Source organism: Microbacterium lemovicicum (assembly GCF_003991875.1).
Lineage (GTDB): Bacteria > Actinomycetota > Actinomycetes > Actinomycetales > Microbacteriaceae > Microbacterium > Microbacterium lemovicicum.
On sequence record NZ_CP031423.1, the window covers coordinates 3080730 to 3106053 of the forward strand.

Annotated in this window: 21 protein-coding genes; 9 read left to right on the forward strand and 12 right to left on the reverse strand. The window is 71.3% G+C overall.

Annotation, left to right across the window (positions count from 1 at the left end):
- Window positions 1–3 precede the first annotated feature (3 nt).
- The 5 genes from CVS47_RS14410 to CVS47_RS14430 form a co-directional block, all read right to left on the reverse strand.
- Window positions 4–909, reverse strand: coding sequence for a nucleoside hydrolase (locus CVS47_RS14410; protein ID WP_206502654.1), 906 nt, complete (start codon window positions 907–909; stop codon window positions 4–6).
- On the reverse strand, window positions 906–1520 hold the full coding sequence (locus CVS47_RS14415) for a hypothetical protein (protein WP_127096705.1): 615 nt from the start codon (window positions 1518–1520) through the stop codon (window positions 906–908). Before CVS47_RS14415 ends, CVS47_RS14410 begins: the two co-directional genes overlap by 4 nt.
- Complete coding sequence (locus CVS47_RS14420) at window positions 1517–2443, reverse strand: carbohydrate ABC transporter permease (protein WP_127096706.1); 927 nt, start codon at window positions 2441–2443, stop codon at window positions 1517–1519. The genes CVS47_RS14415 and CVS47_RS14420 overlap by 4 nt, the downstream gene beginning before the upstream one ends.
- Complete coding sequence (locus CVS47_RS14425; RefSeq protein WP_127096707.1) at window positions 2440–3408, reverse strand: carbohydrate ABC transporter permease; 969 nt, start codon at window positions 3406–3408, stop codon at window positions 2440–2442. Before CVS47_RS14425 ends, CVS47_RS14420 begins: the two co-directional genes overlap by 4 nt.
- A gap of 61 nt (window positions 3409–3469) precedes the next feature.
- Window positions 3470–4783 carry an ABC transporter substrate-binding protein gene (locus tag CVS47_RS14430; protein WP_127096708.1) on the reverse strand — a complete coding sequence of 438 codons (1314 nt, stop codon included), beginning with the start codon at window positions 4781–4783 and terminating at the stop codon, window positions 3470–3472.
- A gap of 164 nt (window positions 4784–4947) precedes the next feature.
- Between CVS47_RS14430 and CVS47_RS14435 the strand changes: the two genes are divergently transcribed.
- Genes CVS47_RS14435 through CVS47_RS14450 form a run of 4 tightly spaced genes read left to right on the forward strand, consistent with a single transcriptional unit; the run spans window position 4948 to window position 10143 of the window.
- A complete protein-coding gene (locus CVS47_RS14435; RefSeq protein WP_164734670.1) occupies window positions 4948–6375 on the forward strand; it encodes a family 43 glycosylhydrolase in 1428 nt (475 codons plus the stop codon).
- Window positions 6372–7451, forward strand: a complete 1080-nt coding sequence (locus CVS47_RS14440; protein WP_241240176.1) for a M24 family metallopeptidase — start codon at window positions 6372–6374, stop codon at window positions 7449–7451. Before CVS47_RS14435 ends, CVS47_RS14440 begins: the two co-directional genes overlap by 4 nt.
- Window positions 7452–7504: 53 nt before the next feature.
- Complete coding sequence (locus CVS47_RS14445; RefSeq protein ID WP_127096710.1) at window positions 7505–8857, forward strand: Gfo/Idh/MocA family protein; 1353 nt, start codon at window positions 7505–7507, stop codon at window positions 8855–8857.
- Window positions 8854–10143 carry an MGH1-like glycoside hydrolase domain-containing protein gene (locus CVS47_RS14450; RefSeq protein WP_206502655.1) on the forward strand — a complete coding sequence of 430 codons (1290 nt, stop codon included), beginning with the start codon at window positions 8854–8856 and terminating at the stop codon, window positions 10141–10143. The genes CVS47_RS14445 and CVS47_RS14450 overlap by 4 nt, the downstream gene beginning before the upstream one ends.
- On the opposite strand, the gene CVS47_RS14455 is transcribed toward CVS47_RS14450, so the two are convergent.
- Both CVS47_RS14455 and CVS47_RS14460 read right to left on the reverse strand, forming a co-directional pair.
- The gene (locus tag CVS47_RS14455) at window positions 10140–10970 is read right to left on the reverse strand and encodes an NAD-dependent epimerase/dehydratase family protein (protein WP_127096711.1); all 831 of its coding nucleotides are present in this window, start codon (window positions 10968–10970) and stop codon (window positions 10140–10142) included. The genes CVS47_RS14450 and CVS47_RS14455 overlap by 4 nt on opposite strands.
- 43 nt (window positions 10971–11013) lie before the next feature.
- Window positions 11014–13671: an alpha-L-rhamnosidase gene (locus CVS47_RS14460; protein ID WP_127096712.1), complete on the reverse strand. Its 2658-nt coding sequence runs from the start codon at window positions 13669–13671 to the stop codon at window positions 11014–11016.
- Window positions 13672–13800: 129 nt separating this feature from the next.
- Between CVS47_RS14460 and CVS47_RS14465 the strand changes: the two genes are divergently transcribed.
- Window positions 13801–14781: a sugar-binding transcriptional regulator gene (locus CVS47_RS14465; protein ID WP_127096713.1), complete on the forward strand. Its 981-nt coding sequence runs from the start codon at window positions 13801–13803 to the stop codon at window positions 14779–14781.
- A 64-nt stretch (window positions 14782–14845) separates the two neighbouring features.
- Here CVS47_RS14465 and CVS47_RS14470 read toward each other — a convergent pair whose 3' ends face one another.
- The 4 genes from CVS47_RS14470 to CVS47_RS14485 all read right to left on the reverse strand — a co-directional run bounded on the left by CVS47_RS14470 (window position 14846) and on the right by CVS47_RS14485 (window position 18714).
- Window positions 14846–15508, reverse strand: coding sequence for an aspartate/glutamate racemase family protein (locus CVS47_RS14470; RefSeq protein WP_127096714.1), 663 nt, complete (start codon window positions 15506–15508; stop codon window positions 14846–14848).
- Window position 15509: 1 nt separating this feature from the next.
- Window positions 15510–16421 carry a carbohydrate ABC transporter permease gene (locus CVS47_RS14475; RefSeq protein WP_127096715.1) on the reverse strand — a complete coding sequence of 304 codons (912 nt, stop codon included), beginning with the start codon at window positions 16419–16421 and terminating at the stop codon, window positions 15510–15512.
- Window positions 16422–16423: 2 nt separating this feature from the next.
- Window positions 16424–17305 (reverse strand): carbohydrate ABC transporter permease, encoded by an 882-nt coding sequence (locus CVS47_RS14480; RefSeq protein WP_127096716.1) that lies wholly within the window; start codon window positions 17303–17305, stop codon window positions 16424–16426.
- A 74-nt stretch (window positions 17306–17379) separates the two neighbouring features.
- Window positions 17380–18714, reverse strand: a complete 1335-nt coding sequence (locus tag CVS47_RS14485) for an ABC transporter substrate-binding protein (RefSeq protein ID WP_127096717.1) — start codon at window positions 18712–18714, stop codon at window positions 17380–17382.
- Between the two features lie 246 nt (window positions 18715–18960).
- On the opposite strand from CVS47_RS14485, the gene CVS47_RS14490 reads away from it, so the two are divergent.
- The 4 genes from CVS47_RS14490 to CVS47_RS14505 all read left to right on the forward strand — a co-directional run bounded on the left by CVS47_RS14490 (window position 18961) and on the right by CVS47_RS14505 (window position 24291).
- Window positions 18961–20949 (forward strand): glycoside hydrolase family 127 protein, encoded by a 1989-nt coding sequence (locus CVS47_RS14490; protein ID WP_127096718.1) that lies wholly within the window; start codon window positions 18961–18963, stop codon window positions 20947–20949.
- A 20-nt stretch (window positions 20950–20969) separates the two neighbouring features.
- Window positions 20970–22211 carry a RuBisCO large subunit C-terminal-like domain-containing protein gene (locus CVS47_RS14495; protein WP_241240177.1) on the forward strand — a complete coding sequence of 414 codons (1242 nt, stop codon included), beginning with the start codon at window positions 20970–20972 and terminating at the stop codon, window positions 22209–22211.
- A complete protein-coding gene (locus CVS47_RS14500) occupies window positions 22204–23457 on the forward strand; it encodes a four-carbon acid sugar kinase family protein (protein WP_127096720.1) in 1254 nt (417 codons plus the stop codon). Before CVS47_RS14495 ends, CVS47_RS14500 begins: the two co-directional genes overlap by 8 nt.
- Window positions 23458–23652: 195 nt before the next feature.
- Window positions 23653–24291 carry a hypothetical protein gene (locus tag CVS47_RS14505; protein ID WP_127096721.1) on the forward strand — a complete coding sequence of 213 codons (639 nt, stop codon included), beginning with the start codon at window positions 23653–23655 and terminating at the stop codon, window positions 24289–24291.
- A 159-nt stretch (window positions 24292–24450) separates the two neighbouring features.
- Here CVS47_RS14505 and CVS47_RS14510 read toward each other — a convergent pair whose 3' ends face one another.
- Entirely contained in the window at window positions 24451–25296 is an 846-nt protein-coding gene (locus CVS47_RS14510) for an NAD(P)H-binding protein (protein ID WP_127096722.1), read from the reverse strand.
- Window positions 25297–25324 lie beyond the last annotated feature (28 nt).

A 25324-nucleotide genomic window follows, 5' to 3' on the forward strand; every position in this document is an offset into this window, starting at 1 on the left:
GCGTCAGCGCGCTGCGGCGCTCTCGCCGAACTCCGCCAGCTTCGCGAACATGTCCTCCAGCAGGAAGCGCACGTCGATCTCCTCCACCACCGACACGGCGGAGCCCGACTCTGCGGGGACGCAGTGACCCGTGTCCGTGAAGCGCACCGGCGGCTGAGCACGGAACACCGCGCACCACGGATCGATCATCAGCGCGACGGCGGGTGAGTCCCCCAGCGACCGCGACTCGACCGGCACGCCGTGGTGGGCGGTGTTGAAGTCGACGACCGCCTGCGCCAGGTAGGCGCCGAGCGCGCCGTGCGGCTCCACCCGGCGACGCAGCTCCGCGTATCCCACGCTCACGAGCCGGTAGACGTTCGCCGGCACCTGCCAGATGCGGATGCCCGACGCGAACACCACGTTGGCGGCGCGGATGTCGTTGCGGAGGTTGAATTCGGGCCACGTGCCGCGCCACTCGCGGTCGCCGTAGGGCGGACCGCCGATCCAGATGACCGTCGTGTCCGTCGCGGCGATGTCCGGCGCCAGCAGCAGAGCCGCCGCCATGTCCGTGAGCGGTCCGAGGAAGGAGATGAAGAGCGGCCCGGCATCCGTCCGCCGCGCCTCCTCGACGATCAGACGCGCACCGTCGCTCACGGCTGATGCCGGATCCGCGGTCAGCGCGGACGGCGAGCCGTTCTCCACCCGGACGCCGCCGGTGCGGTCCATGAGCCGCAGCAGATGCTCGAGCTCCGCCCGGGAGTCCTGCATGGACGTGGCGGACCGCCCTGTGCCGAAGTGGGCGGGGATGATGCCGCAGATGTCGAGGCTCGGGGACAGCAGCGCGTGCACGACGGCGAACTGGTCGTCGGCTTCGTTCTTCACGTCGGAGTCGATGATCACGCGGCGCCGGCGCGTGTCCTGGATGATCACTCCGCCCCGCTCCCCTGACGGTCCATCGCGACCGCGGCGAGGGCCAGCGGACCGGCCATCACGAAGACGAGCATCGGGATCACCGAGACCACGGCGCCGGCGGCCGTGACGGCGAGGATCAGCAGAACCGATCCCGCGGCATCCTGCGACATGCGCCGCCAGGCGGTCGCGACGTTCCTGCGCGCCGGCAGGTCGTCGCGCCACGCTCCGGCCACCCGGAGGCCGACGGCACCCGCCACCGCTGCGAGGACGATGGGCACGACGGCCGACACCATCTCGCCGACCCCGAGGAACGGCAGCACCAGGGCATCCAGCAGGATGAACGCCGCGAGGACCGTCGGCGCGATCACGTGCACGAACCAGTGCCGGCGGATGCGACGCGCGAACGCTCGCCACACGGCACCCACCGTCACATGCCCATCGCCCGCGCGCGCCTCGCGGAGCGCCTGCACGCCGGCCGACAGCGCGGCGAACCACGTCACCAGCGGCAGGGACAGCGCGAACACGAGGATGCCGACGTAGAGCACGTCCGCGAAGGCGCGGAAGGTGTCGGAGTGCGGATCCAGCCCGCTCCCTCGGCGACGGCGGTCGGCCGCTGCGGGCGCGGTCACCCCTTCATCCCCGAGGTCGCGACGCCGTCGACGAGGTAGCGCTGGAAGATGGCGAAGAAGATGACCACCGGCAGGATGGCCAGCACGCTCATCGCGAACATCGGGCCGAACGCCGATGCGCTCGTCTGGTCGACGAAGAGACGCAGTCCCATCTGCAGGGTGAAGGATTCCGGACGGTTCAAGTAGATGAGCTGGGGGAAGAAGTCGTCCCAGCTCCAGATGAAGGAGAAGATCGTCGTGGTGATCAGCGCGGGACGCATGAGCGGCAGGATCACCGACCAGAAGGTGCGGTAGGGGCCCGCGCCGTCGATGAGGGCGGCCTCGTCGAGGTCACGCGGGATGCCGCGGATGAACTGCACCATCAGGAAGACGAAGAACGCCTCGGTCGCCAGGAACTTCGGGAGCACGAGCGGCAGGAAGGTCCCGACCATCCCGAGCTCGTTGAAGATGATGAACTGCGGGATCAGCACCACGTGCATGGGCAGCATGATCGTCGAGATCATGAAGGCGAACAGGATGCCGCGGCCCCGGAACTTCAGGCGCGCGAAGGCGTAGGCGGCCAGCGCGCAGCTGACGACGTTGCCGACGACACTGAGGACCGAGATCGTCAGTGAGTTGCCCAGCAGCTGCCACAGGCTCAGGCCCGCGACGCCCTGGAAGGCGATCTCGAAGTTCTCGAGCGTGAACTGCTGCGGGATCGGCGTGGGGTTGGTCAGGATCTCGGTGCCTGGCTTGAACGAGGACCCCAGCAGCCACAGCACCGGATAGAGGAGCAGCGCCAGCAGGACGAAGGAGAACACGTGCCAGAGGACGGACGCCGCGCGCGAGCGGGCTGTGCGCGGACGGCGCCGCGGCACCGGCGCGCCCGTGATGAGGGTCGCCGTGGCGTCCAGGGCGGTGTCCCGCGGGAGGGTGGCGGTCATTTCTCTTCTCCGACGTAGTGGACCCAGCCGCGCGAGCTGCGGAAGATGAGGGCCGTCACGATGGCGATCACGATGAGCAGGAACCACGCCATGGCCGACGCGTAGCCCATGTCGAAGGCGGTGAAGGCGCGGTCGTAGAGGTACAGCGTGTAGAACAGCGTCGAGTCGATGGGTCCGCCACGACCGCCGCTGACGACGTAGGCGGACGTGAAGGACTGGAAGGCGCCGATCATCTCGAGCACGAGGTTGAAGAACAGCACCGGAGATAGCAGCGGCCAGGTCACCGACCAGAAGCTCCGCCATCTGCCGGCGCCGTCCACCGCCGCGGCGTCGTACAGCTCGGCCGGCACCTGCTTGAGCCCGGCCAGGAAGATCACCATCGGCGCCCCGAACTGCCACACCGCGAGGCTGACGAGCACGTAGAGGGCCAGCGAGGGATTCGAGATCCAGCCGCCGATGTCGAGGCCGACCACGTTCAGGGTGTTGTCCACGACGCCGTCGTTCGAGTACAGCGTGCGCCACACGATGGCCACCGCCACGCTGGCGCCGAGGAGCGACGGCGCGTAGAACGCGGAGCGGTAGAACCCCTGCCCGCGCCGCGGACGGTTGAGCAGCAGCGCGATGCCGAGGGCGATCGCGAGCTTCAGCGGCACGGCGACGAGCACGTAGTTCAGCGTGACGCCGACGGCCTTCCAGAAACGCGGGTCCTCGGAGAACATCCGCTGGTAGTTGTCGAACCCGACGAACTGGGGCTGTGTGAAGAGGTCGTAGTCGGTGAACGACAGGATGAGGGATGCCACCATCGGACCGATGGTCAGCAGCGCCGCCCCGATCACCCAGGGCGACAGGAACACCCACGCTGCTCCCCGCGACGTGCCGGCCGGTCGCCGTCGGCGGGGCCGCGACGCCGAGGTGTAGGGCGGGGGCACCGCTCCGGCGCTGATCGCCGGTTCTGTGACCGTCATGAGCGTCCTTTCGTGCGGGAGGGCCGACCGCCGGGCCCAGGGCACGGCGGTCGGCCGGCGATCACTGGATCGCGGAGGTGAAGGTCGCGTAGAGGCTCGTGGCCGCATCCGCGTTGGACTGCTGACCGAAGATCACGTTCTCGTAGGCGAGGGTGAAGTCGGCGGGCAGGGTGCTGACGCCGGCCGGCGCGAGCGGCTCGGCATCGGAGAACTGCGGCTGGTACTCGAGCACGAAGTCGTTGACGATCTTGTTGCCGCCGGTGAGGGTCGGAGCGAGCGCCTCGTAGTTCGTCGTGTTCAGCGGGATGCCACGGGTGAGCCCGAGGATCTCCGAGGCCTCGGCGTCGTTGATCAGGAAGTTGAGGAACTTCGCCGCGACCTCGGGATGGGCGGACTTCGGCGAGATCGCGGCCACATTCGTGCCCGCCATGCTCAGGCCGATGGTGCCCGTGTCGGTGGGCATCGGGGCGAGCGCGACATTGCCTTCGCCGAGGGTGTCCACGAAGGCACCCGTGATCGACGCCGCGATGAACTCGCCCGCCGACAGCCCCCGGGCGAAGCCCGAGTTCTGCATGCTCTGGTCGATCGTCGACGTGGTCTGCGGATCGGTGGTGGCTCCGGAGTCCCGCAGCTCCTGCATCAGATCGAACCATCCCTCGAGATCGCGCTCCTCGAAGCCGAGCTGCCCGTCCTCGGTGAAGAGGAGCTTGTCCTGCTGACGCAGCCAGACGGAGAAGAGGGCGATGTAGCCGCCGGGGTCGCTGATGGCCGCCTTCGCGCCGCCGCTGGCGGAGCGGATCGCCTCGCCGGCGTCCTTGAGGTCGTCCCAGGTGAAGTTCTCGTCGGGGGTCTCGAGGCCCGCGTCGGCCCAGACGTTCGGGTCGTAGGCCCAGCCGTACGTGGCGGTGCCCAGGGTGAACCCGTACGTCGACCCGTTGATCTTGCCGATCTGCTGCGTCCCCTCGGGGATGTCGTCGACGGAGATGATGTCACCGACGTACGAGGAGATGTCGGACGTGGCCTGCTTCTCGGTGTACTCCTTCACCGATTCCATCGGGATGAGGAAGAGGTCGGGCTGCGAGCCGGAGGCGATCTGCGTGGCGAGCTTCGGGATGTAGGAGTCGATCGCCGAGAACGACGTCTCCACCGTGACTCCCGGGTTCTGCTCCTCGAAGAGGTCGATCGCCTTCTCGGTGAGCTCGGCACGCTCGTCGTTGCCCCACCACTGGAAGGAGATCGTGACATCTCCCCCTTCGGAGGAGTTCCCCGACGGAGTGGACCCGCCGGAGCATGCCGAGGTGCCGACGACGAGTCCGAGCGCGAGGGCGCCGTAAGCGGTCAGCCGCAGTCCGCGGGTGAAGGGTGTGTGTGCCATCTGGTGCAACTCCTCTTTGAGCCGGTATGCCCGGTGCGTGGGGTGCCGAGTCCAACGTGACCGGCGGAGAGACCGGTTTCCAGAAACCGGTTTCTCACGTACTGTATCAGCAGGCACTCCGACTGCCAACACACTTTCGAAGCTCGCACGACAGAAAGGCGATGATGCCCTCCGCCCCCGACGCGCCCCACCGGTTCCGCAATCCGCTCATCCATCACGACGTCCCCGATCCCGATGTCACCGCGCTCGGCGCGGGAGGATACGCGCTCGTGGCATCGAGCTTCGACCGCGCCCCGGGGCTCCCCCTCTGGTGGTCCGAAGACCTCATGACCTGGCACGCCGCGGGCCACGCCGGCGGCTGCAGACCGGACGCCCCGGCGGACGGCGGCGTCTGGGCGCCGAGCATCCGCGAGCATGGCGGGCGCCTGTTCATCGTGTGGGGGGATCCCGACGTCGGGATCCTCGTGGTGGATGCGCCGGGGCTGGGCGGACCGTGGAGCGCGCCCCGCGTCCTCCTCGCGGGGCGCGGGCTCATCGACGCCTGTCCCATCTGGGACGACGAGCTCGGGAAGGCCTTCGTCGTGCACGGGTATGCGCGCTCGCGGGCGGGTTTCGCCAACCGCATCGACGTCTTCGAGGCGGACGCGGCCCTGACCGCGGCGCACACCCCGTCGCGGACCGTCATCGACGGCGACGCGATCCCCGGGTGCGCGGTCCTCGAAGGCCCGAAGGTCTACCGCCGTGGCGAGGCGCTCTGGATCTTCGCCCCGGCGGGCGGTGTGGCCACGGGTTGGCAGTACGCCTTCCGCGCGCCGCGCTGGGAGGGACCCTGGGAGCACCGCGTGGTGCTGCAGCAGGGCGGCACGGACGTGAACGGACCGCACCAGGGCGCATGGGTCGTCGGCGCAGAGGACGAGGAGTGGTTCGCGCACTTCCAGGCCACCGGCGCCCTCGGGCGGATCCTGCATCTGCAGCCGCTGCACTGGGATGTCGACGGGTGGCCCGTCATCGGCGATCCGGACCGGCCGGGCGAGCCCGTCGCATCCTGGACGACGCCGCGCGGTGGCAGCACGCGCCCGCCGGCGGAGCGCCGGGGCGATGACTTCGCCGGCGAGCACCTCGACGCGGGATGGCACACGCGGGGCGCGACCCGCGCCGAGCTCGTGGTGTCCGTCGGCGGCGGGCGGGTGCGTCTCGCCGGCACGCGGTCCGGGGCCGTCCTGAGGCCCCTGGACGGCGCCCACGCCCACTCCCAGGTGCTGGTGCGCGGTGCGCAGGACGCCGCGGCGGCGCTGGTCGTGCACGACGGGATCGTGCGGGAGCTCGTGGCCCACGTGGCCGACGCGGATCGCGGAGTGGAGATCCGCACCGTCGAGGCCGACGGTGTGCGGGTCCGCACCGTGGGCGCGGCATCGGCGGGTGTGAGACTCGGCATCCGCGTCGAGGGCGATCGCGCCACCTTCACCGTCGACGGCGAGGATGTGGGCGACACGTTCACGCTCACCGGCCGCCGCTGGACGGGGGCGGAATGGGGCCTGGCCGCCCGCGGGCGCGGTCACGCCGAGTTCGGCCCGGTCGAGGTGTCCCCGTGAACCCGGTCGAGCAGCGCGATGAGCGCGTGACGATGACGGCGCACGACCGCGCGGTCAAACGCGCTCGCGTGCTGGACGTCCTCGCCGCCGCCGGCGCTGAGGCCGTCTGGCTGACATCGCCCGCCGCGCTGTCGTGGTACCTCGACGGGTCGCGGGTGCACACGAGTCTCCTCGGCCCTCCCGTCGCGGCGGTCCGCGTGGACGCCGCGGGCGACCTCGTGCGGGTGCACTCCAACGAGGCCGACCGGCTGATCGCCGAGGAGCTGCCGCCCGGCATCCCGGTCGAATCCGTCGCGTGGCACGCACCGCTCGTCGACGACGGACACGGCCCCGCATGGGACGAGGCGGCTCTGGCCGCTCCGCTGCGGGCCGCCCGAGCCGCCCTCCTGCCCGGTGAGCTCGGCCGCTATGCGGCGCTCTGCCGCGACACCGCCTCCGCGCTGACGACCGAGCTCGCGCGCACGACCCCCGACGAGACGGAGCGCGACCTGGCCGGACGTCTGAGCGCCGCCCTCGTGTCCCTCGGCGCGGACCCGGCCGTGGTGATGGTCGCCGGCGCGTCCCGCCTCCACCACCGGCACCCGCTGCCGACGACGGCCCCGGTCGGCTCGCGCGTCATGGCGGTGGTCTGCGCCCGTCGCGACGGCATGATCTCCAACGCGACCCGCTGGGTGCGCTTCCGCCCCCCGAGCGGCGCCGATGCAGCCCGGGACGCCGCGCTGCGCGCCGTCGAGGCCGATGTGTTCCGCGCCACCCGGCCGGGCGTCGCCTTGAGCGAGGTGCTCAGCGAGATCGTCGCGGCCTACCCCCGCCACGGCTTCGCGCCGGACGAGTGGACGCGTCACCACCAGGGCGGCGCGGCCGGATACGCGGGCAGAGACCCGCGCGCGTCGCCGGACGCCACCGACGTGGTGCAGGACGGGCAGGCCTTCGCCTGGAATCCCACGGCGCCGTCCGGCAAGACCGAGGACACCGTCCTGGTCGGCGGAGACCGCGTGACCGTCCTGACCAGAGACGGCGTCTGGCCGGAGACCAGCGTCGACGGCCGCCCCCGACCGCTCGAGTTGCAGCTGTGACCGGGCCCGCCGTCTCTCCGCCGTCAGCCGCTCCCCTCATCGGAGGTTCTTCCATGGCCCCCACCGCACCGACGCGCCACCGCTACGCGCTGATCGGCTCCGGCCACCGCGCCGAGATGTACGTCGCGGCGATGGCCGGCGATCACGCCGACGTCGCAGAGCTCGCGGTGATCGTCGAGGTGAACCCCACGCGCGCCGCGTACGCCGTCGCCGCCGCCCGGCGCCACGGCGCCGCCACGGAACCCCGCATCATCCATCCGGACGAGCTCGAGCACGTGCTGGCCGAGGAGCGGATCGACCGCGCGGTCATCTGCACCCCCGATTCGGCCCACGCGGATCTCCTGGACCGGTGCCTCCGAGCAGGTGTCGACGTCGTGGTGGAGAAGCCGCTCACCATCGATGAGGAGGGCGCCCGACTCGTGTCCGCTGCGGCGAGGGGGACGGGACGCGATCCGGTCGTGACGTTCAACTACCGGTACTCCCCGCGCAACTCCGCGCTGAAGCGGCTCATCGACTCCGGCGAGATCGGCGAGGTCACCTCGGTGAGCTTCGAGTGGATGCTGGACACCTCCCACGGGGCGGACTACTTCCGTCGCTGGCACCGCGACAAGAGCAGCTCGGGCGGCCTGCTCGTGCACAAGTCGTCTCACCACTTCGACCTCGTCAACTGGTGGATCTCCGACATCCCCGCCCGCGTCTTCGCCTCCGGCGGTCTGCGCTTCTACGGCGCCGACAACGCCCGTCGTCACGGTCGCGTCGTCAGCGGCGAGCGCGGGAGCGCGGACGCCTCGGCGTCGGATCCGTTCGCGCTCGATCTCCGGCGGGACGAGCGCCTGCGCGCGCTCTACCTCGACGCCGAGCACCACGACGGCTACCGGCGCGACCGGTCGGCGTTCGACGAGGGCATCACGATCGAGGACAACCTCGCCGTCATCGTCGACTACCGCGGCGGACCGGTCCTCTCCTACGCGCTGAACGCGCACTCACCGTGGGAGGGCTATCGCGTCGCGGTCAACGGCACCCGCGGCCGCGCCGAGCTGGACGTCGTCGAACGCGGCGCCGTCCTGCCGGGCGCCGACGGCCGGATCGCGGTCGACCCGTCGCTGGCGGGCCCCGTCGGTGCGGGCTACGGACCGCGGCCGAACACCGAGCGCCTGCTGCTCCAGCGGCATTGGGAACCCGCGCAGGAGGTGCCGATCCCGGGCGAAGGAGGCGATCACGGCGGCGGCGACCGCCTGCTGCTGCGCGACGTGTTCCGCGGCCCGGAGGACGATCCCCTCGGCCGTGCGGCGGACTACCGCGACGGGCTGCGGTCGATCGCGGTGGGCATCGCCGCCAACCGCTCCCTGGCGACCGGGATGCCGGTGCTCGTCTCCGATCTCGACATCGAGGTGGACCGACCGTGACCGAGACGACATCCGCCGCGGCCACCGCACGATGGGCCGATCTGCTGCACGCGCACATCCATCGGCACGCTCCGCAGATGATGCGCGAGCCCGAAGGCGTCCTCGCCCATCCGTACACCGTTCCGAGCAGTCCGGGCTCGCCGTTCTACGCCGCGGCGCTCTGGGACTGGGACTCCTGGGCGATCGGCATCGCGCTCGGTCAGGTGGAGCGCGACGCCGCCGACACCGGTCGCTTCCGCGCGTACGAGCGCGGCAGCATCCTGAACTTCCTGGACCACGCCGACGACGACGGCGTGATCCCGGTGCTGCTGCGCTCGGACGGCCCGTTCCTCCACCGCGACCCCGGCCGCGCGGGCGGGTTCAGCGAGAACATGCACAAGCCGGTGCTCGCCCAGCATGCCGCGATGCTCGTCCAGCGCGACGGCGACGCGGAATGGCTGCGGCCGCACCTCGGCACGCTGGTGCGCTTCGTGCAGCGCTATCTGGACAGTCATGTCCACCCGGAGACCGGGCTGGCCTACTGGCAGAGCGACTTCGCGATCGGTGTCGACAACGACCCGTCGGTGTTCTTCCGCCCTGACCGGAGCACGGCGGCGATCTTCCTCAACAGCCTGCTGTACCGGGAACTGCTGGCGCTCGGCGAGATCCTCGAGCACCTCGGCGAGCTCGAGGAGTCGCTGCGGTGGCGCGGCCGTGCGCACGACCTCGCCGACGCCGTCCGTGAGCACGCGTGGGACGAGCGGGACGGCACCTTCTACAGCGTCGACATCGGCCTGCGCCCTCTCGACGGGGACGACTGGCTGCACCGCGGTGCCCCGAGGCGGTGGTCCTCGGTGCCGCTGCGGGTGGACAGCTGGTCGAGCTTCCTCCCGCTGTGGGCGGGGATCGCCACGCAGGAGCAGGCCGAGCGCATGGTGGAGCGTCATCGGGATGCGCGCACCTTCTCCGCCGCGTACGGGGTCCGCACCCTCTCGCGCCTCGAGAAGGCGTACGACCTGCGCGCCACGCACAACCCGTCGAATTGGCTGGGACCGGTCTGGGGGATCAGCAACTACCTCGTGTTCCGCGGCCTGACCTCCTACGGCTTCGAGGACGACGCACGCGAGCTCGCCGACAAGACGATCCGCCTGTTCGGCCGCGACCTCGAGAAGACGGGCTCGCTGCACGAGTACTACCATCCCGACAACGGCGAGCCGATCGTCACCCACGGCTTCCAGAACTGGAACTTCCTGGTGCTGAACATGATCGCCCACGTGCAGGAGCGCCCCGTGGCGCAGGAGTTCTAGCGCCAGTCGTGCTCCGGCGCGAAGCCGAGGTCCTCCTGCAGCTTGCGGGTGGAGAACAGAGCCTCGTGCTCGCCCAGGTCGTCGGCGACCGGAACCCCGGGGAACCACCGCTCCGCCAGCACGCGTGACGGGTCGGTGTTGCCCGACTGCGGATGGGCGACGTGGTAGATCTCGAAGCCCGGGCGGGCGTGCGCGAGAGCCAGCGCCACCGCCTGGGCGCCGTCGCGCGCGTCGATCCACGAGCCGAGGAGGTCCCGCCGGTAGCCGGGCTCGCCGGCCCGCTCGAAGGTCGCGTACTCGCTCTCGTCGACGACGTTCGTGAAGCGCAGGGCGGTGATGGATGCCGCGGCGTCCCAGCCCACGAGCTGGGCGGCCATCGCCTCCTCGACCACCTTCCCGAGCGCGTACGTGTTGAAGGCGGCGCTGTGCGACTCGTCCAGCGGGAGTCGCGGCGGGGCGACCTCGAACGGGAAGCCCGTGGCCGTGATGCTCGATGCAGTCACCACCGTGCGGATGCCGGCGCGATGGGCGGCGAAGAGCACGTTGAACGAGGCCGTCACGTTGTTGTGGAAGGTCGCGGCATCCGACACGATCCCGTTGACCGGGATGGCGGCGAGATGCACGACGGCGTCCAGGCCGTCATGGCGCGCGGTGACGCCGAGGAAGGCGTCGAGCACCTGTCCGTAGTCGCCGAGGTCGATGCGGGTGAAGCCGGGGCCGGCGGGACCGCCGAGATCGAACCCGATCACCTCGTGGCCCTCGTCGCGCAGCCGCGCGACGGTCGCCCGTCCGAGCTTTCCCTGGCTTCCTGTCACGCCGATGAACATGCTGAGCCTTTCCCGATCGGAGGAGAGTGCCGACGGTCGGCGCTCACGCCGCACCCGCGACCGCGGGTCGGGTGACCACGAGGGCGTGTCGTCCGTGCCCCAGCTCCGCCGGGGCCGGCGCGCCGTCGAGCGTGACGACGGAGTGCGCGGTGACCGGAAGGTCGAGCACCGCCCGGGCTCCGAACGGCACCTCGAGGGTCGCCGCGAAGGCGCCGTCCACGATCGCCCAGTCGATCGCGAGTCGGCCCAGCGGCGTCTCGATCTCGGCCGCCGCGGAGGCGAGCCCGATCGCGGGACGCGGCGCGACGTGCACGAGCCGGTATCCGGGAGCCTCGCTGTCGGGGGCGAGCCCGGCGACCGTCCGGTAGACCCAGTCGATCATCGCGCCGTAGGCGTAGTGGTTGAAGGAGAGCATTCCCGCGCCCTCGGTGTCGGGCGACCCGGCATCCATGTCGCCGCCGTGGATCGAGCCGTCGGGGCGGATGGCGTCCCATCGCTCCCACACCGTGGTGGCGCCCCGGTCCACCTGGTAGAGCCACGACGGCGCGTCCCGCCGCAGCACCATGAGGAACGCCTCCGCCAGGTGACCCGCGTGCGACAGCGCGAAGAGCACGAGGGGCGTGCCGAGGAATCCGGTCGCGATGCGCCCGCCCTGGCGGCGCACGTCGTCCGCGAGGCCCTGCGCGATGGCGGCGCGCTGCTCCGCCGGGGCGAGGGCGAACTCCAGGGCGAGGGCGGCTCCGGTCTGCGTCGCCGACGCCTCCTCCCCCCAGCGCTCCCACGTCGCCGCTGCGACCCGGTCCGCCAGCGCGTCGAGGTCATCGCCGCGCGCGGCCTCGCCCACGAGACGCTCCGCGCGGGCGAGCAGTCGCACCGACCGGACGTAGAAGGCGTTCGCGACGAAGTCCGCCGAGACCTTCGCCTCCCACGGGCGTGCGGCCGGGGCATCCGGATCGAGCCAGTCGCCGTACTGGAACGGCTCCGTCGGCAGCAGAACCCCGTCGCCGGCGCGCCGACGGAGGTGATCGACCCACCGCCGCATGCTCGTCAGCTGGCGCTCGAGAACCTCGTCGCTGCCGAAGGACTCGTGCACGGCGAACGGCACGATCGTCGCGGCGTCCGCCCAGCCGGCTCGGCCCATGTTGTCGACCGGGACGCCGCCCATCCGCATGTCCTCGAAGCGGATGATGTCGGGCACCACCGACGGCACGCCGCCCTCATCGGTCTGGTCGATCTCGAGGTCGCGCAGCCACGAGATCCAGAACGACTCCGCGTCCATGAGGGTGTTGGCCGTCGCGGCGAACGCCTGCGCGTCGCCCGTCCACCCCAGGCGCTCGTCGCGCTGCGGGCAGTCGGTCGGGAGGGAGACGAAGTTGTCGCGCTGCGACCAGAAGACGTTCGAGTGGAAGCGGTCGAGCGCGGGATGCGACGAGCGGAACGCGCTCCGCGCGGGCAGGTCGCTGGAGATGCAGATCGCCGTCGCCGCGACGACCTCGGCGCCGTCGACCTCGGCGTAGCGGAACCCGTGGAACGTGAAGGCGGGCTCGAGCACGCTCTCCCCGTCCGCGGCCAGCGTGTAGAGGTCGGTGGCCTTCGCCGCGCGGAGCGCAGCGGTGTGCAGCGCGCCCGAGGGCTCCCGCACCTCCGCGTGCCGGATGGTCACGACGTCTCCGGCGCTCCCCCGCACGACCAGTCGCACCCAGCCGGTGACGTTCTGGGCGGCATCCAGCTGGGTGCGCCCTTCGTACTTCGCCGGTGTCATCGGCAGCTCGGCGACCACCCGCACCGGAGGCGCCGACCGCGGCTGGAAGAGCGCGGGGTCGGTGTCGATGACGGATGCCGCAGCCCAGCCCTCGTCGGCGAAGCCGGGCTCGTGGACGGCGGGGTCATCGAGCCGCAGGTCGATCTCGCTGCCGTCGTAGATGCTCGCCGCGGTGATCGCGCCGAAGCCGCCCCGCCAGGTCGCGTCGGTGGCGACGACCACGCCCTGCTCGGTCTCGATCTGCGCCAGCCCGCCCGAACGGTCGCCGTAGATGCCGGTGCGGGCGGCGAAGCCCATGCGGCCGCGGTACCAGCCGTCGGCGACGGCCAGCACGACGACGTTCACGCCGGGGCGCAGCAGCGCCGTGACGTCGAGCGTGTCCACGAGCACCCGGCCCTGGTACGACGTCCAGCCCGGGGTGAGGAGGGCGTCGGTGGCGCGATGCCCGTTGATCCAGGCGTCGACGAGTCCGAGTGCGCTGAGACGCAGGCGCCCTCGGGCGGGGTCCGCGGGCAGCGTGAACTCGCGGCGCAGGAGCGGCACGGCGCCGTCGATCTCGCTCGGAATGCCGATCACGCGGGCGTCGAGGTCGGGGCCGTCGACGCCCGCCTCGATGACGAGCGGATCGCTCCACGCCGTCCAGCCGTCCTCGGTCGCGATGCGCACGGCATATGCACGCTGCTCGCGGGCGGCGAGGGCGCCGTCGACGCGGATGCCGAACGACTCCTCCCCCTCCACCACACCGCGTGTGGAGAGCGGCGAGTCCGCAGCGCCGTCCGCGATCTCGTAGGCGAGCTGACGCAGTCCGGGACGAGCCCCCTCGACGCGCCAGGACAGCCGCAGGCCCGAACGCGGAACGCCGATGAGGCCCGCGCCGTAGGACGAGCGCAGTCCGACGACGTGGGTCGCGGCATCCGCTCGGTCGAAGGAGGCGGTCATCGTCGATCCTCTCGGTGCCGACCGGGAGAATGGACCCCGGTCGACGGTCGCTGCGGCATCTGCATAAAGATTCTATACTGAATCGCGCGCCGGTCAGTAGGCTGAGCGCACCTGTGAGGCTGGAGCCCCGTGTCCGTGAACCGCTATGCCCGACCGCTCGACGGCCAGGTGCGCCTGCTGACGAAGGTCGCGCGCATGTACCACGAGCGGGGCGTGCGGCAGGCCGAGATCGCCGCCGCCCTCAACATCTCGCAGGCGAAGGTGTCGCGCCTCCTGAAGCGCGCGGAGGCGGCCGGCATCGTGCGCACCATCGTCACCGTCGCGCCAGGCGTGCATGCCGAGCTCGAGGAGCGCCTCGAGGAGAAGTACGCCCTCGCCGAGGCGGTCGTCGTCGACGTCGACCCTGACGCCGACGCGGCGGAGCTGCTCGCCTCGATCGGCGCCGGTGCCGCCGCGTATCTCGAGGCGACGCTGTCCGGCGGCGACCGCATCGGGGTGTCGTCGTGGAGCCAGACGGTGCTCGCGATGGTCGACCGGATGCGGCCCTCCACCGTCCGGGCCGCGACCGAGGTCGTGCAGCTGCTGGGCGGTGTCGGCGCGCCCGAGGCGCAGAGCCACTCGAACCGCATCCTCGGCGAGCTGGCCCGCATGCTCGGGGCGGAGCCCGTCTACGTGCAGGCGCCCGGCGTGGTGGCCGATCCCGTCATCCGCGACAGCCTGCTGGCCGACCCGTCGATGCAGGAGGTCGCCCGCCACTGGCGCGATCTCACCATGGCGATCATGGGCATCGGCAGCATCGAGCCCTCGAACGTGCTGGCCACGAGCGGCAACGCCTTCCCGGCGGACGAGCGCGCCGTGCTGCTGCGGGACGGCGCCGTCGGCGACATCTGCCACCGCATCTTCCGCGCCGACGGGTCGCCCGTGCACGGTCAGATCGACGACCGCATCATCGCGATCCCCGTCGAGGATCTGCGCCGCATCCCCCGCCGCGTCGGCATCGCCGGCGGCGAGGGCAAGCGCGACGCCATCCTCGGAGCCCTGCGCGGCGGCTGGGTGACGACGCTCGTCACCGACCTGCGCACCGCCGAGCACCTCGCCGAGCGCGACTGATCTCGGCAGCGCAGCCGCCTGATCCGCCCTTCCGTGAGGGGCGCACGCCGGCGCCCGCCTTCGGTCAGAGTGCGCTCAGCGCCTCGCCGAGACGGCGGATGCCGGGCTCCAGGCTGGTGAGGACGGGAACCGGGACGGATGCCGCGGCCGCCGCACTCGCCATCGACGCCTGTGCGAGCACCACGACGTCGGCACCGGCCGCGACGCGCTCGATCGCCGCGGCGACGAGGCGGTCGTGCTCGGCCCGGTCGCCCGCCGACACCGCGGCGAACGCCCCCTCGATGACCTCGTCGGTGAACTCCGGCTCGGCGCCGGCGAGAGCGGCGCGCTCGCGGAGCAGGGCCAGCGTCGGGGTCAGGGTGGTCGGCAGGGTCGCCAGCACGGCGATCCGTGACCCCTGGCGCACCGCGTCATCCGCCATCGCCTCGTCGATGCGCAGCACGGGGATGCCCACCTTCTCGGAGACAGGCGCGGCCAGCTGCGAGATCGACGAGCAGGTGAGCATGACCAGATCGGCGCCCGCACTCTGCGCCGCACGGACCAGATCCTCCAGCCGCTCGGGCACCGACCCGGCGCGCGCCGGGTCGCCCAGGTCGGCGACGATCTTGTCGTCGAGGTAGTTGACCGTGGCGGCTCCGTCGAGGAGGCGCGCGGCCAGGTCCGCGACCGGCGCGATGACGACGGCGCCCGTGTGGACGAAGGCGACGCGGGGGGTGTGCTCGGTCATCTCAGCCCTTCAGCGATCCGGCGGCGAGACCGGCCATGATCTTCTTGTTCAGGAACACGAACACGATCAGCAGCGCGACGATGTTGATGCTGATCGCCGCGAACAGCGGTCCGTACTGCGTCGAGCCGTACTGGTCGTTGAGATTCAGCAGGCCAACCTGGATGGTAGCCAGCTCCGGTCGCACGGTGAAGGTGAGGGCGATCAGCAGGTCGTTCCAGACGCTGAAGAACTGCACGAGCGCCACGGTGAGGATGGCGTTCTTCATCAGCGGCAGCGCGATCACGAAGAACGACTTGAGCGGCCCGGAGCCGTCCATCGTCGCCGCCTCGAAGATCTCGCGGGGCAGCGTGCGGAAGTAGGCCGCCATCAGGAAGGTCGTGAGCGGCAGGCCCATCACCGTGTAGGTGATGATCAGCGGCCACAGGGTGTTCGTGATGCCGATGCGGAAGTAGATGGTGAACAGCGGAACCAGGATCATCTGGCCGGGCACCATGATGCCGGCGAGGATGAGCAGCAGGGTGCCCTTCCGGCCCTTCCAGATCATGATCTCGAGGGCGTAGCCGGCGGCGACGCCGAGGAAGACGATCAGGGCGACCGAGGGGAGCGTCACGAGGATGCTGTTGCGGTAGTTGACCGCGACGTTGCCCCGGCCGAGTGCCTGGAAGTAGTTGTCGAGGTTCAGCGACTCCGGCAGCGCCCACGTCGGGTTCGAGAGGAATTCGCTCTGGGTCTTGAACGACCCCAGCACGATCCACAGCTGCGGGTAGAGGACGACGATCAGCAGCACGGTGACGACGATCCACACCGGCAGGCGGCGCAGGATGCGCTGCGCGCGGCGACGTCCCGACGGGGTGCCGGTCGCGGACAGGCGCGACTGCGGCCTCGCCTGGGTCAGGGTCTGGGTGGCGGTCATGCTCAGTCCTCCGCTCGGCGGCTCGATGACCGGAAGATGGTCAGGGTGAACACCAGGCACAGCAGCGTCAGCACGAGGGCGATGGTGCTGCCGTAGCCGTACTCGGCGTACTCGAACGCGGTGCGATACATGTACAGGGTGAGAGGCGCCGTCGAGGTTCCCGGTCCGCCGTTGTTGAGGGCGAGCAGGCTGTCGAACACCTTGAGGGTGGAATTGAAGCTGAAGATGATCGAGGAGATGAGGATCGGCAGCGACAGCGGGATGATGATGTGGCGCACGAGCTTCAGACCGCTCGCGCCGTCCAGCCGCGCCGACTCGATGACCTCTTCGGGGATGTCGAGCAGACCCGTGTAGAGCAGCACCGCATAGAAGCCCATCGAGCTCCAGTACGTCATCGCGAGCGCCACGACCATGGTGCCGACGGTGGTGGCGAGGAACTCGTTGCTGGGCAGGCCGAAGAAGTTCAGCAGGTCGTTGACCGGTCCCTGGTTGTCGCCCACGGCCACGAAGCTCTTGAAGAGCAGGGCGACGGCGACGGTGGGCAGCACCATCGGGAAGAACACCGCCGTGCGCACGAAGGCCGAGCCGTTGCGCAGGACGAAGACGTAGAGCAGCGCGAGCAGGTAGCCCAGCACGATCTGGCCGGCCGTGGCGAGCACCGCGAACACGACGCTGACCCCGAGCGACTGCAGTGCGGCCGGGTCGGACGCGAACGTCGTGAAGTTCTTGACGCCGACGAACTCGAAGCCGCGGAGGGAGTTGCCCTCGAAGAAGGACAGCCCCAGCGACCAGAGCACGGGCACGACCTTCAGTGCGACGTACAGCACCAGCGTGGGCAACAGCAGGATGACGATCGTCTTGCGATCTCCGAAGACCCGTTTCATGGGCGAAGCTCCTCAGCTTGCGAAGCGACGGCCCGGGTCATCGTGCGATGACCCGGGCCGGTGCCGCGTGGGTCCTACTTATTGGCGTCGATGCTCGACTGCAGCTGCGACATGTAGTCCGCGGGGCTGAGCTGGCCGCCGACCAGCAGCGACACGTTGGACTGGGCCAGCGAGGTGGACTTTCCGTCCATCAGCGCCTCGAACCACAGCACCGTCTCGGTGATCTCCGCGACCTTGTCCTGCACCATCTTGGTCGGTGCGGCGACATCGGTCACCTCGGTGTTCACCTTGAAGCCGGAGATGACGCCCGCGTCCTGCAGGGCCTGCGAGCCGTAGTTCTCGGCGATGCAGCCGAGCCAGTCCCCCACCTTGGGGCCGAAGTTCTTCGGGCTCATCGCCATCGCGGTCCCGGCGTTGGCCGGCCACTGGTCGATGCTGCCCGCGCCGCCCTCGACGGCCGGGAACGGGATGAAGCCGACGTTGTCGGCGCCGATCTTGTTCTGCTCGGGGTCGTTGATGTTGCTGAGCAGCCAGGTGCCGTCGTACTTCATCGCGGCCTTGCCGGTGAGGAAGTCGTTGTTGGCGGTGGCGGCGTCGGCCGTCACGTAGCCCTCGCCGAAGTCACCGGCGTCGGCCATGTCGACCAGCGCCTGCGCGCCGGCGACGTACTCCGGGTCGGTCAGCTTGGCCTTGCCGTCGCGAATGTCCGTGAGGGCGTCGGGGCCGACGGTGCGGTAGATGTACATGCCGATGAGGCGCGTGAGCGGCCATGCCGCGGCGCCCGCCTCGGCCATCGGCGTGTAGCCGGACGCGGCGAGCTTCTTGTTCGCGTCCTGCAGCTCGTCGAAGGTGGTGGGCTCGTCGATGCCGACCTCGGAGAAGATCTGCTTGTTGTACCAGATGCCCTCGAGGTTGTACTGGTACGGGAGCGAGACCATCTGTCCGTAGACGTTCTCGATGGTCGAGGCCGCGGCCGGCAGGATGTCGTCCCACATGCCGAGCTTCTCGAGCTCCGCCTTGTAGTCGACGACCAGCCCGGCGGTGCCGAGGTCGCCGGTCGGGCGCACCATCGCTGTGCCGGCGATGAAGTGCGCGGGCAGGGCGTCCTGGCTGGCGAGCAGCGTCACCTTCTGCACCACATCGGCCTGGGCGACCTTCTGGTTCTCCAGGGGGAGGGCGTCGTTCTGCGCCTTGCACTGGTCCTCCGAGAGCGCGGTGATCTGCGCCTCGAGGGTCGGGTTCTCGTTCGCGGTGAGCACGGAGAAGCTCGACGGGTCGGTGCCGGTGGATCCGCCGCCCTCCGTCGAGCCGGGGGTGCTGCCTCCGCCGGCGCACGCGGCCAGCGGCAGGACCGTCGCGAGGGCGAGGCCGACCGCGATGAGCGGGCGGCGGGTTCTGCGAGTGTTCAAAACGTCCTCCTTGACGACAACCGAGCTGTGTGGGGGTTCGACCTCGACAGTAAGCACGAATCGAGTGTGTGTCAACAATCAGTACTGAAATTCTATTCACTTTCGCTCCGGAATCGGGTTAGAGTGCATTTCGATGCAGGGTCGCGAGTTCTTTCCGAGAGCGCGCGACGCCGCCGGAAGCTCCCGGCGGTTGCCGCGAGGACGCGGGCCGCTGAAGACTGAACGCCACTCCGGAAGGACCGCTCCATGACCGTCACGCCCGTGCTTCGCGGCCATGCCCGCCTGCGACCGCTGGGGGCCGACGGCGCCCGCTGGGCACGGGGCTTCTGGGGAGAAGTTCACGCCCGCACGCGGGACACGACCATCCCGCAGATCTGGGACAGCCTGAGCGATCCCGCCGTGAGCCCCGGGCTGACGAACTTCCGCGTCGCCGCCGGACGCGAGGAGGGCATCCACCTCGGGCCGCCGTTCATGGACGGCGACTTCTACAAGTGGTTCGAAGCGGCCGTCGCGCGGCTGGAGACCGACCCCGACGCCGAGCTGGAAGAACGGCTGGAGCAGATCGCACGCCTCATCGCCTCCGTGCAGCGCGACGACGGGTACCTCCACACGCCGACCCTCATCGCCGCGCGCAACCACGAGGACACGGCGGCGCTGGCCGACCGCTTCCACTTCGAGACCTACAACCTCGGCCACCTCATCACCGCGGGCGTGCGCCATCACGAGGTCACGGGGTCGGACACGCTGCTGGATGCCGCGATCAAGGCCGCCTCCTTCCTCGAGGACCTCGCGACGAACAAGCCCGTCGAGCTCGCCCGCAGCGCCATCTGCCCCTCGCACTACATGGCGGTGGTGGAGCTCTACCGCGTGACCGGCGACGACCGCTGGCTGCGGCTGGCGGAATCGTTCGTGCGCGTGCGGGACGAGTTCCAGGGCGGCGACGACAACCAGGACCGCCTGCCCGTCCGCGAGCAGACCGCCATCGCCGGGCACGCCGTCCGCGCGAACTACCTGTACGCGGGTCTCGCCGACCTCGTGGCCGAGACCGGCGACGAGGAGCTCACCGCCGTGCTCGAGCGGCTCTGGCGCGACGTCGTCGACACCAAGCTGTACGTCACCGGAGGCGCCGGCGCGCTGTACGACGGCGCCTCGCCCGACGGCTCCCCCTGGCAGGACCAGATCAGCCGCGTGCACCAGTCGTACGGCCGTGCGTTCCAGCTCCCCCACACCACCGCCCACAACGAGTCGTGCGCCAACATCGGGCTCATCCTCTGGGGCGAGCGGATGCTGGCGCTCACGGGCGACGCCGGCTACGCCGACGTCATCGAGCAGGTGGCCGTCAACAGCCTGCTCGCCAGCGTCAGCCTCGCGGGCTCGGAGTACTTCTACACGAACCCGCTCCGTCAGGTGCGCGACCTGCCCTATCCGCTCCGCCGTCCGGGCGACACGGCTCTGCACCCCGTGCCCGCCCCGCCGCCCTCCGACGAGCGCCTGCGCGAGGGCTACCTCAGCTGCTTCTGCTGCCCGCCCAACATCGCACGCACGCTGGCGCGCTTCCACGAGCGCGTCGCCGGCGTCGGCGACGACGGCCTCCACCTCCACCAGTACGGCGGGAGCGACGTGCGCGCCGAGCAGGACGGCCGCGTGCTCGCGCTCCGCGAGGACGGCGACTACCCCTGGGACGGCCGCATCGCCTTCACCGTCACGGAGAGCGCAGGCGGCGGCATGCCTCTGCTGCTGCGCATCCCCGGCTGGTCGGCAGGCGCCACCCTCACCGTCAACGGAGCGGATGCCGCGGTCAGCGCCCCCGGGACGTACACGCGCATCGACCGGCCGTGGGCCGTGGGCGACGTCGTCGTCCTCGACCTGCCGATGCCGGTGCGGGTGCTGCGCGCCCACCGGCTGGCCGAGGAGGCCACGAACCAGATCGCCGTGCAGCGCGGCCCCGTCGTGTACTGCCTCGAGAGCGCCGATCTGCCGGACGGCGTGCGGCTCGAGCAGGCGGCCTGGCGGCGCGGCTCCGCGCTCACGCCGATCGACGCGGAGGTCGCCGGACACCGCGTCATCGCGCTCGAGACCGAGCTGGCGATCCTGCCCGCCCCCGATGAGGACGCGCTGTACGGCGACCTCCCCGAGTCGGAGGTGGGGACGGTCGCCGCGCGGCTGATCCCGTACCACGCGTGGGGCAACCGCGGAGCGGGCGAGATGTCCGTGTGGCTCCCCCTGGTGTGGTGACGACGATGACGACACAGCACGTGATCGCAACCTACGCGATCGAGACCTCCTTCCCCCTCGCCCAGGCCGCCGAGGTTCTGGCCGGGGAGCAGTCCACCGGCACCTTCGTGCGCGTCGAGCGCGAGTCCGACGATCTGCGGGCGCGCTTCGCCGCGCAGGTCGAGTCCATCCAGGAGGTGCCCCTCACCGGCTCGTCGGCGCTGCCCGGCTTCATCGGCGATCCGTCGGCGCGACGCCGCGGCATCCTGCGCCTGCGCTTCCCCCTCGACAACTTCGGTCCTTCGATGCCGAACCTGCTGGCCGCGGTGGCGGGCAACCTGTTCGAGCTGAAGGAGCTGTCGGCGATCAAGCTGCTCGATCTCGAGCTGCCGTCGGCCTTCGCCGACCGCTACGCCGGTCCGGGCTTCGGCGTCGAGGGCACGCGCCGCCTCGTGGGGCGGCCCGACGGGGCGATGATCGGCACGATCATCAAGCCGAGCATCGGCCTCGCTCCGTCGGAGCTCGCCGAGGTCGTGGGCGAGCTCGCCGAGGCGGGCGTCGATTTCATCAAGGACGACGAGCTGCAGGGCAACGGCCCCTCCGCGCCGCTGGCGGAGCGCGTGCGCGCCGTGATGCCCGTGCTGCACCGGTACGCCGACCGCACCGGGCGGATGCCGATGTACGCCTTCAACATCACCGATGACATCGGGATGCTGGAGGCCAACCACGACCTCGTCGTCAGTGCCGGCGGCACCTGCGTGATGGCGTGCATCAACCTCGTCGGCCTGTCGGGACTGGAGTTCCTGCGGCGGCACGCCGAGGTGCCGATCCACGGCCATCGCGCCATGCTCGGGGCCGTGAACCGCTCCGACCAGGTGGGCATAGGGTTCGGAGCGTGGCAGAAGCTCGCGCGCCTGGCCGGCGCCGATCACCTGCACACGAACGGCATCAGCAACAAGTTCTACGAGACGGATGAGGAAGTGCTCGCCTCCATCGCCGCGGTGCGCACGCCGCTGCTCGGACTCACGCCCACGGTGCCGGTGCTGTCCTCCGGCCAGTGGGGCGGGCTCGCGCACGCGACCTACCGCGCGGTCGGCAGCACCGACCTCCTGGTGCTGGCCGGCGGCGGCATCCACGGTCATCCGGACGGCGCGGCCGCCGGCGTGGCGAGCATGCGCGACGCCTGGCGCTCGGCCGCGTCCGGCGAGTCCGTCGACGACGCCCTCGACCGCTCCGAAGCCCTCCGCCGGGCCAGGGAGCTGTTCGGGCCGGTGCGTGTCTGACCTGCGCGTCGCGTTCTACGGCGACGACTTCACCGGCAGCGTCGACGTGCTGCTGCAGTTCGCACGCCGCGGCTGGACCGGCCGCCTGTTCACCGCGCTGCCCGACGCCGCCACGCTGGCTCGCGCCGCCGCCGAGGCCGACGTCGTGGGTGTGGCCGGCATCGCCCGGTCGCTGCCGCCCGCCGAGATGGAGGCCGAGCTGCGCCCGGCGCTGACGGCCCTGGCGGGGCTGCACCCGCACATCGTGCAGTACAAGGCGTGCTCGACCGCCGACTCGTCTCCGGTCGTCGGCAGCCTCGGCCGCGTGCTCGAGATCGGGCGCGAGGTGCTCGGGCCCCGTGCGGTGCCCATGCTCTTCGCTCAGCCGGACTTCGGCCGCTTCACCGTCTTCGGCCAGCACTTCGCCGCCGAGGGCGGTGTCGTCCACCGGCTCGACCGCCAGCCCACCATGTCGACGCACCCGTCCACGCCCATGACCGAGTCCGACCTGGCGGTGCACCTGTCGCGGCAGACCGTGCTGCCGCTCGCCTCGGTGCCGCTGCCCGCGCTGGCTGGCCTCGCCGACCGCCTCGGCGACGCCCCCGAGGCCGGCCTCGTGCTGGACGCGCTCACCGACGACGACCTCGCGACGGTCGGTTGGGCGCTGCTGGCCCAGCCGGCGCCGGTGTTCGCGATCGGCTCGGGCGGTCTGTCGCACGGCATCGCCGCCGCCGAGCCCGGCGACGCCGCCGCGCCCCCGCGGGCGACGGACTCCCGTGGCCCGGTGCTGGTCGTGTCCGGCAGCCGGTCGGCCCAGACCAGGAGACAGGCGGATGCCGCGGCCGCCGCAGGCTGGCTCGTGCGGCCGCTCGCCCTCGACGACCCCGGAGCCTCCCTCGCCGAGGTCATGGCGGCGCTGCGGGCCGGGCGGAGCGTCGTGCTCACCTCGGACGACGCCGACCTCCGCGCGGCCGGGGACCGGCCGGTGCTGCCCGCGATCGCGGAGGCCGCCGGATCCGTCATCGCCGCCGCCGTCCGTGCCGGGGCGACCCGACGCGTGATCGTCTGCGGCGGCGACACCTCGAGCCGGGTGATCCGGCTCCTCGGCGTCGAGTCGCTCTCGATCGCCGCCAACCCGTGGGGCAACGTCGTGCTGCTGCGTGCCCACGCCGCGGACTCCGCGATCGACGGCCTCGAGCTGCTCCTCAAGGGCGGACAGGTCGGCGCAGCCACGCTGTTCTCGGACGTGGCGACGCTCGGAGCCTGACGCGCAGGCCCGGCCACCCCTGTCCTGCGGCCGTGTCGCCGGTGCGCCGCGGGCCTGTCGTCGACGTCCTCCGGCGTTCGTCCGGTCGCTCCGGCGCCGTCCGGGGGTCATGCGACGCCGCTCCCCCGCTGCGGGCCCGCCGCGCGTCCGTCCTTGACTAGGGTGAGGCCCATGAGGCGCGCCGGGACACCTTCCATGACTCTCCGCCGCGGAGCCGCGGCCGTGCTCGTGACGGCGAGCCTCCTCGCCCTGGCGGCCTGCGCGACACCCGGATCCGTCGGTGGCGCGGTCATGCCCACCGCGGCTGCGTCGTCCTCCCCGTCTCCCTCCGCGAGCTCCGCGCCGACGCCCGCTCCGGCACCCACCTCCCCCTCGTCGTCGCCCTCGACGACCCCGGCGCCCGAGCCGACCGGCGATGCCGCCCCGCCCACCGTCGACACGATCGACTGCGACGCCATGCTCGATCCGGCCGTCGACGCCGGCCTGCGCCAGCGCGGCCTCTCACCCGCGGCCAAGCCGTGGACGCAGTTCGGCTTCACCCCGTCCGGAGCGGCGATCGAATGCCCGTGGGGCCTGCCCGGCGACATGTCGGCGCGCCAGTACTACGCCTGGGCGGCTCTCGCACCCGGCGAGCGCGATGCCTTCGCGCGGCTGGCCGTGGAGAACGGCTTCGTGCTGGAGGACGGCGCGGAGGGCACGTGGCTGAGCTATCCGGCGTCGGAGGGCCCCGTCGGCGGCGGCCCGATGGAGCTCTCCGGCATGCTTCTCACGAACGACTTCATCGCGATCTCCGACACCCCGGAGCAGATCCGCGACATCGTCTGGACGCGCTGACCGCACGACCGACGCGCACCGTCGGATCGGGCGCCGGCGGCGGCAGCCAGATCATCGCGGCGACCCGACGGCCGAAGCGCCCGGAGTGCGTCGCGACGGGCACCCCGCCTCGATCATGTGCCCATCGCGTCAGGCCCACGATCGAGGCGAGCCGGGTCCTCACAGAGCGGAGCGCAGCACCTCCGCCAGCGGGGTGGTCGGGCGCCCGATCAGGTCGCGCAGGTCGCTGCGGTCGTCGTCCAGAGCGCCGGCGGCGACGTTCGCGTCCAGGGTGGTGAGGAAGCCGACGGTCCCCTCGTCGAGACCGGCGGCCGTGAGGGCGGCGGCGTGATCTCGCGCCGAGAGGTGGGTCACCGCCACCGGCGAGCCCGCGGCATCCGAGATGGCGGCGGCGAGGTCCTCCGCCGTCCAGGCCGTGTCGCCCGACAGCTCGTAGACCGTGCCCTCATGGCCGGTGCCGGTCAGCACGGCGGCAGCGGCCTCGGCGAAGTCGATGCGGGAGGCGCTCGCGATGCGGCCGTCGCCCGAGCTGGACAGGAGCACCCCGGCGGCAGCGGCCTGCTGCGCGGACGCGAGCTGGTTCTCGTGGTACCAGTTGTTGCGCAGGATCGTCGAAGGGATGCCGCTGGCCGCGATGAGCTCTTCGGTCATCTTGTGCTCGCCGGCGAGGAGGAGCTCGCTCGTGTCGGCGCGCGTGACGCTCGTGTAGATGAGTCGCGAGACGCCCGCGGCGGCGGCCGCGTCGATCACGGCGGCGTGCTGGGGCACGCGGACACCCGGCACGCTGGCGGAGATCAGCAGGACGGTGTCGACGCCCTGGAGCGCGGGCGCGAGGGTCTCCGGACGGTCGTAGTCGAACTCCACGACCGTGACGGGGAGGTCCGCGGCGGACGCGGGCGTGCGGGCACCCGCGACGATCTGGTCTGCCGGGACGCCCCGCCGCAGCAGGGAGTCGATGACGAGACGGCCGAGGTGACCGGTCGCGCCGGTGATGAGCATGGTCATGAGGAGTCCTTCCGGGACGGTGTGTCAG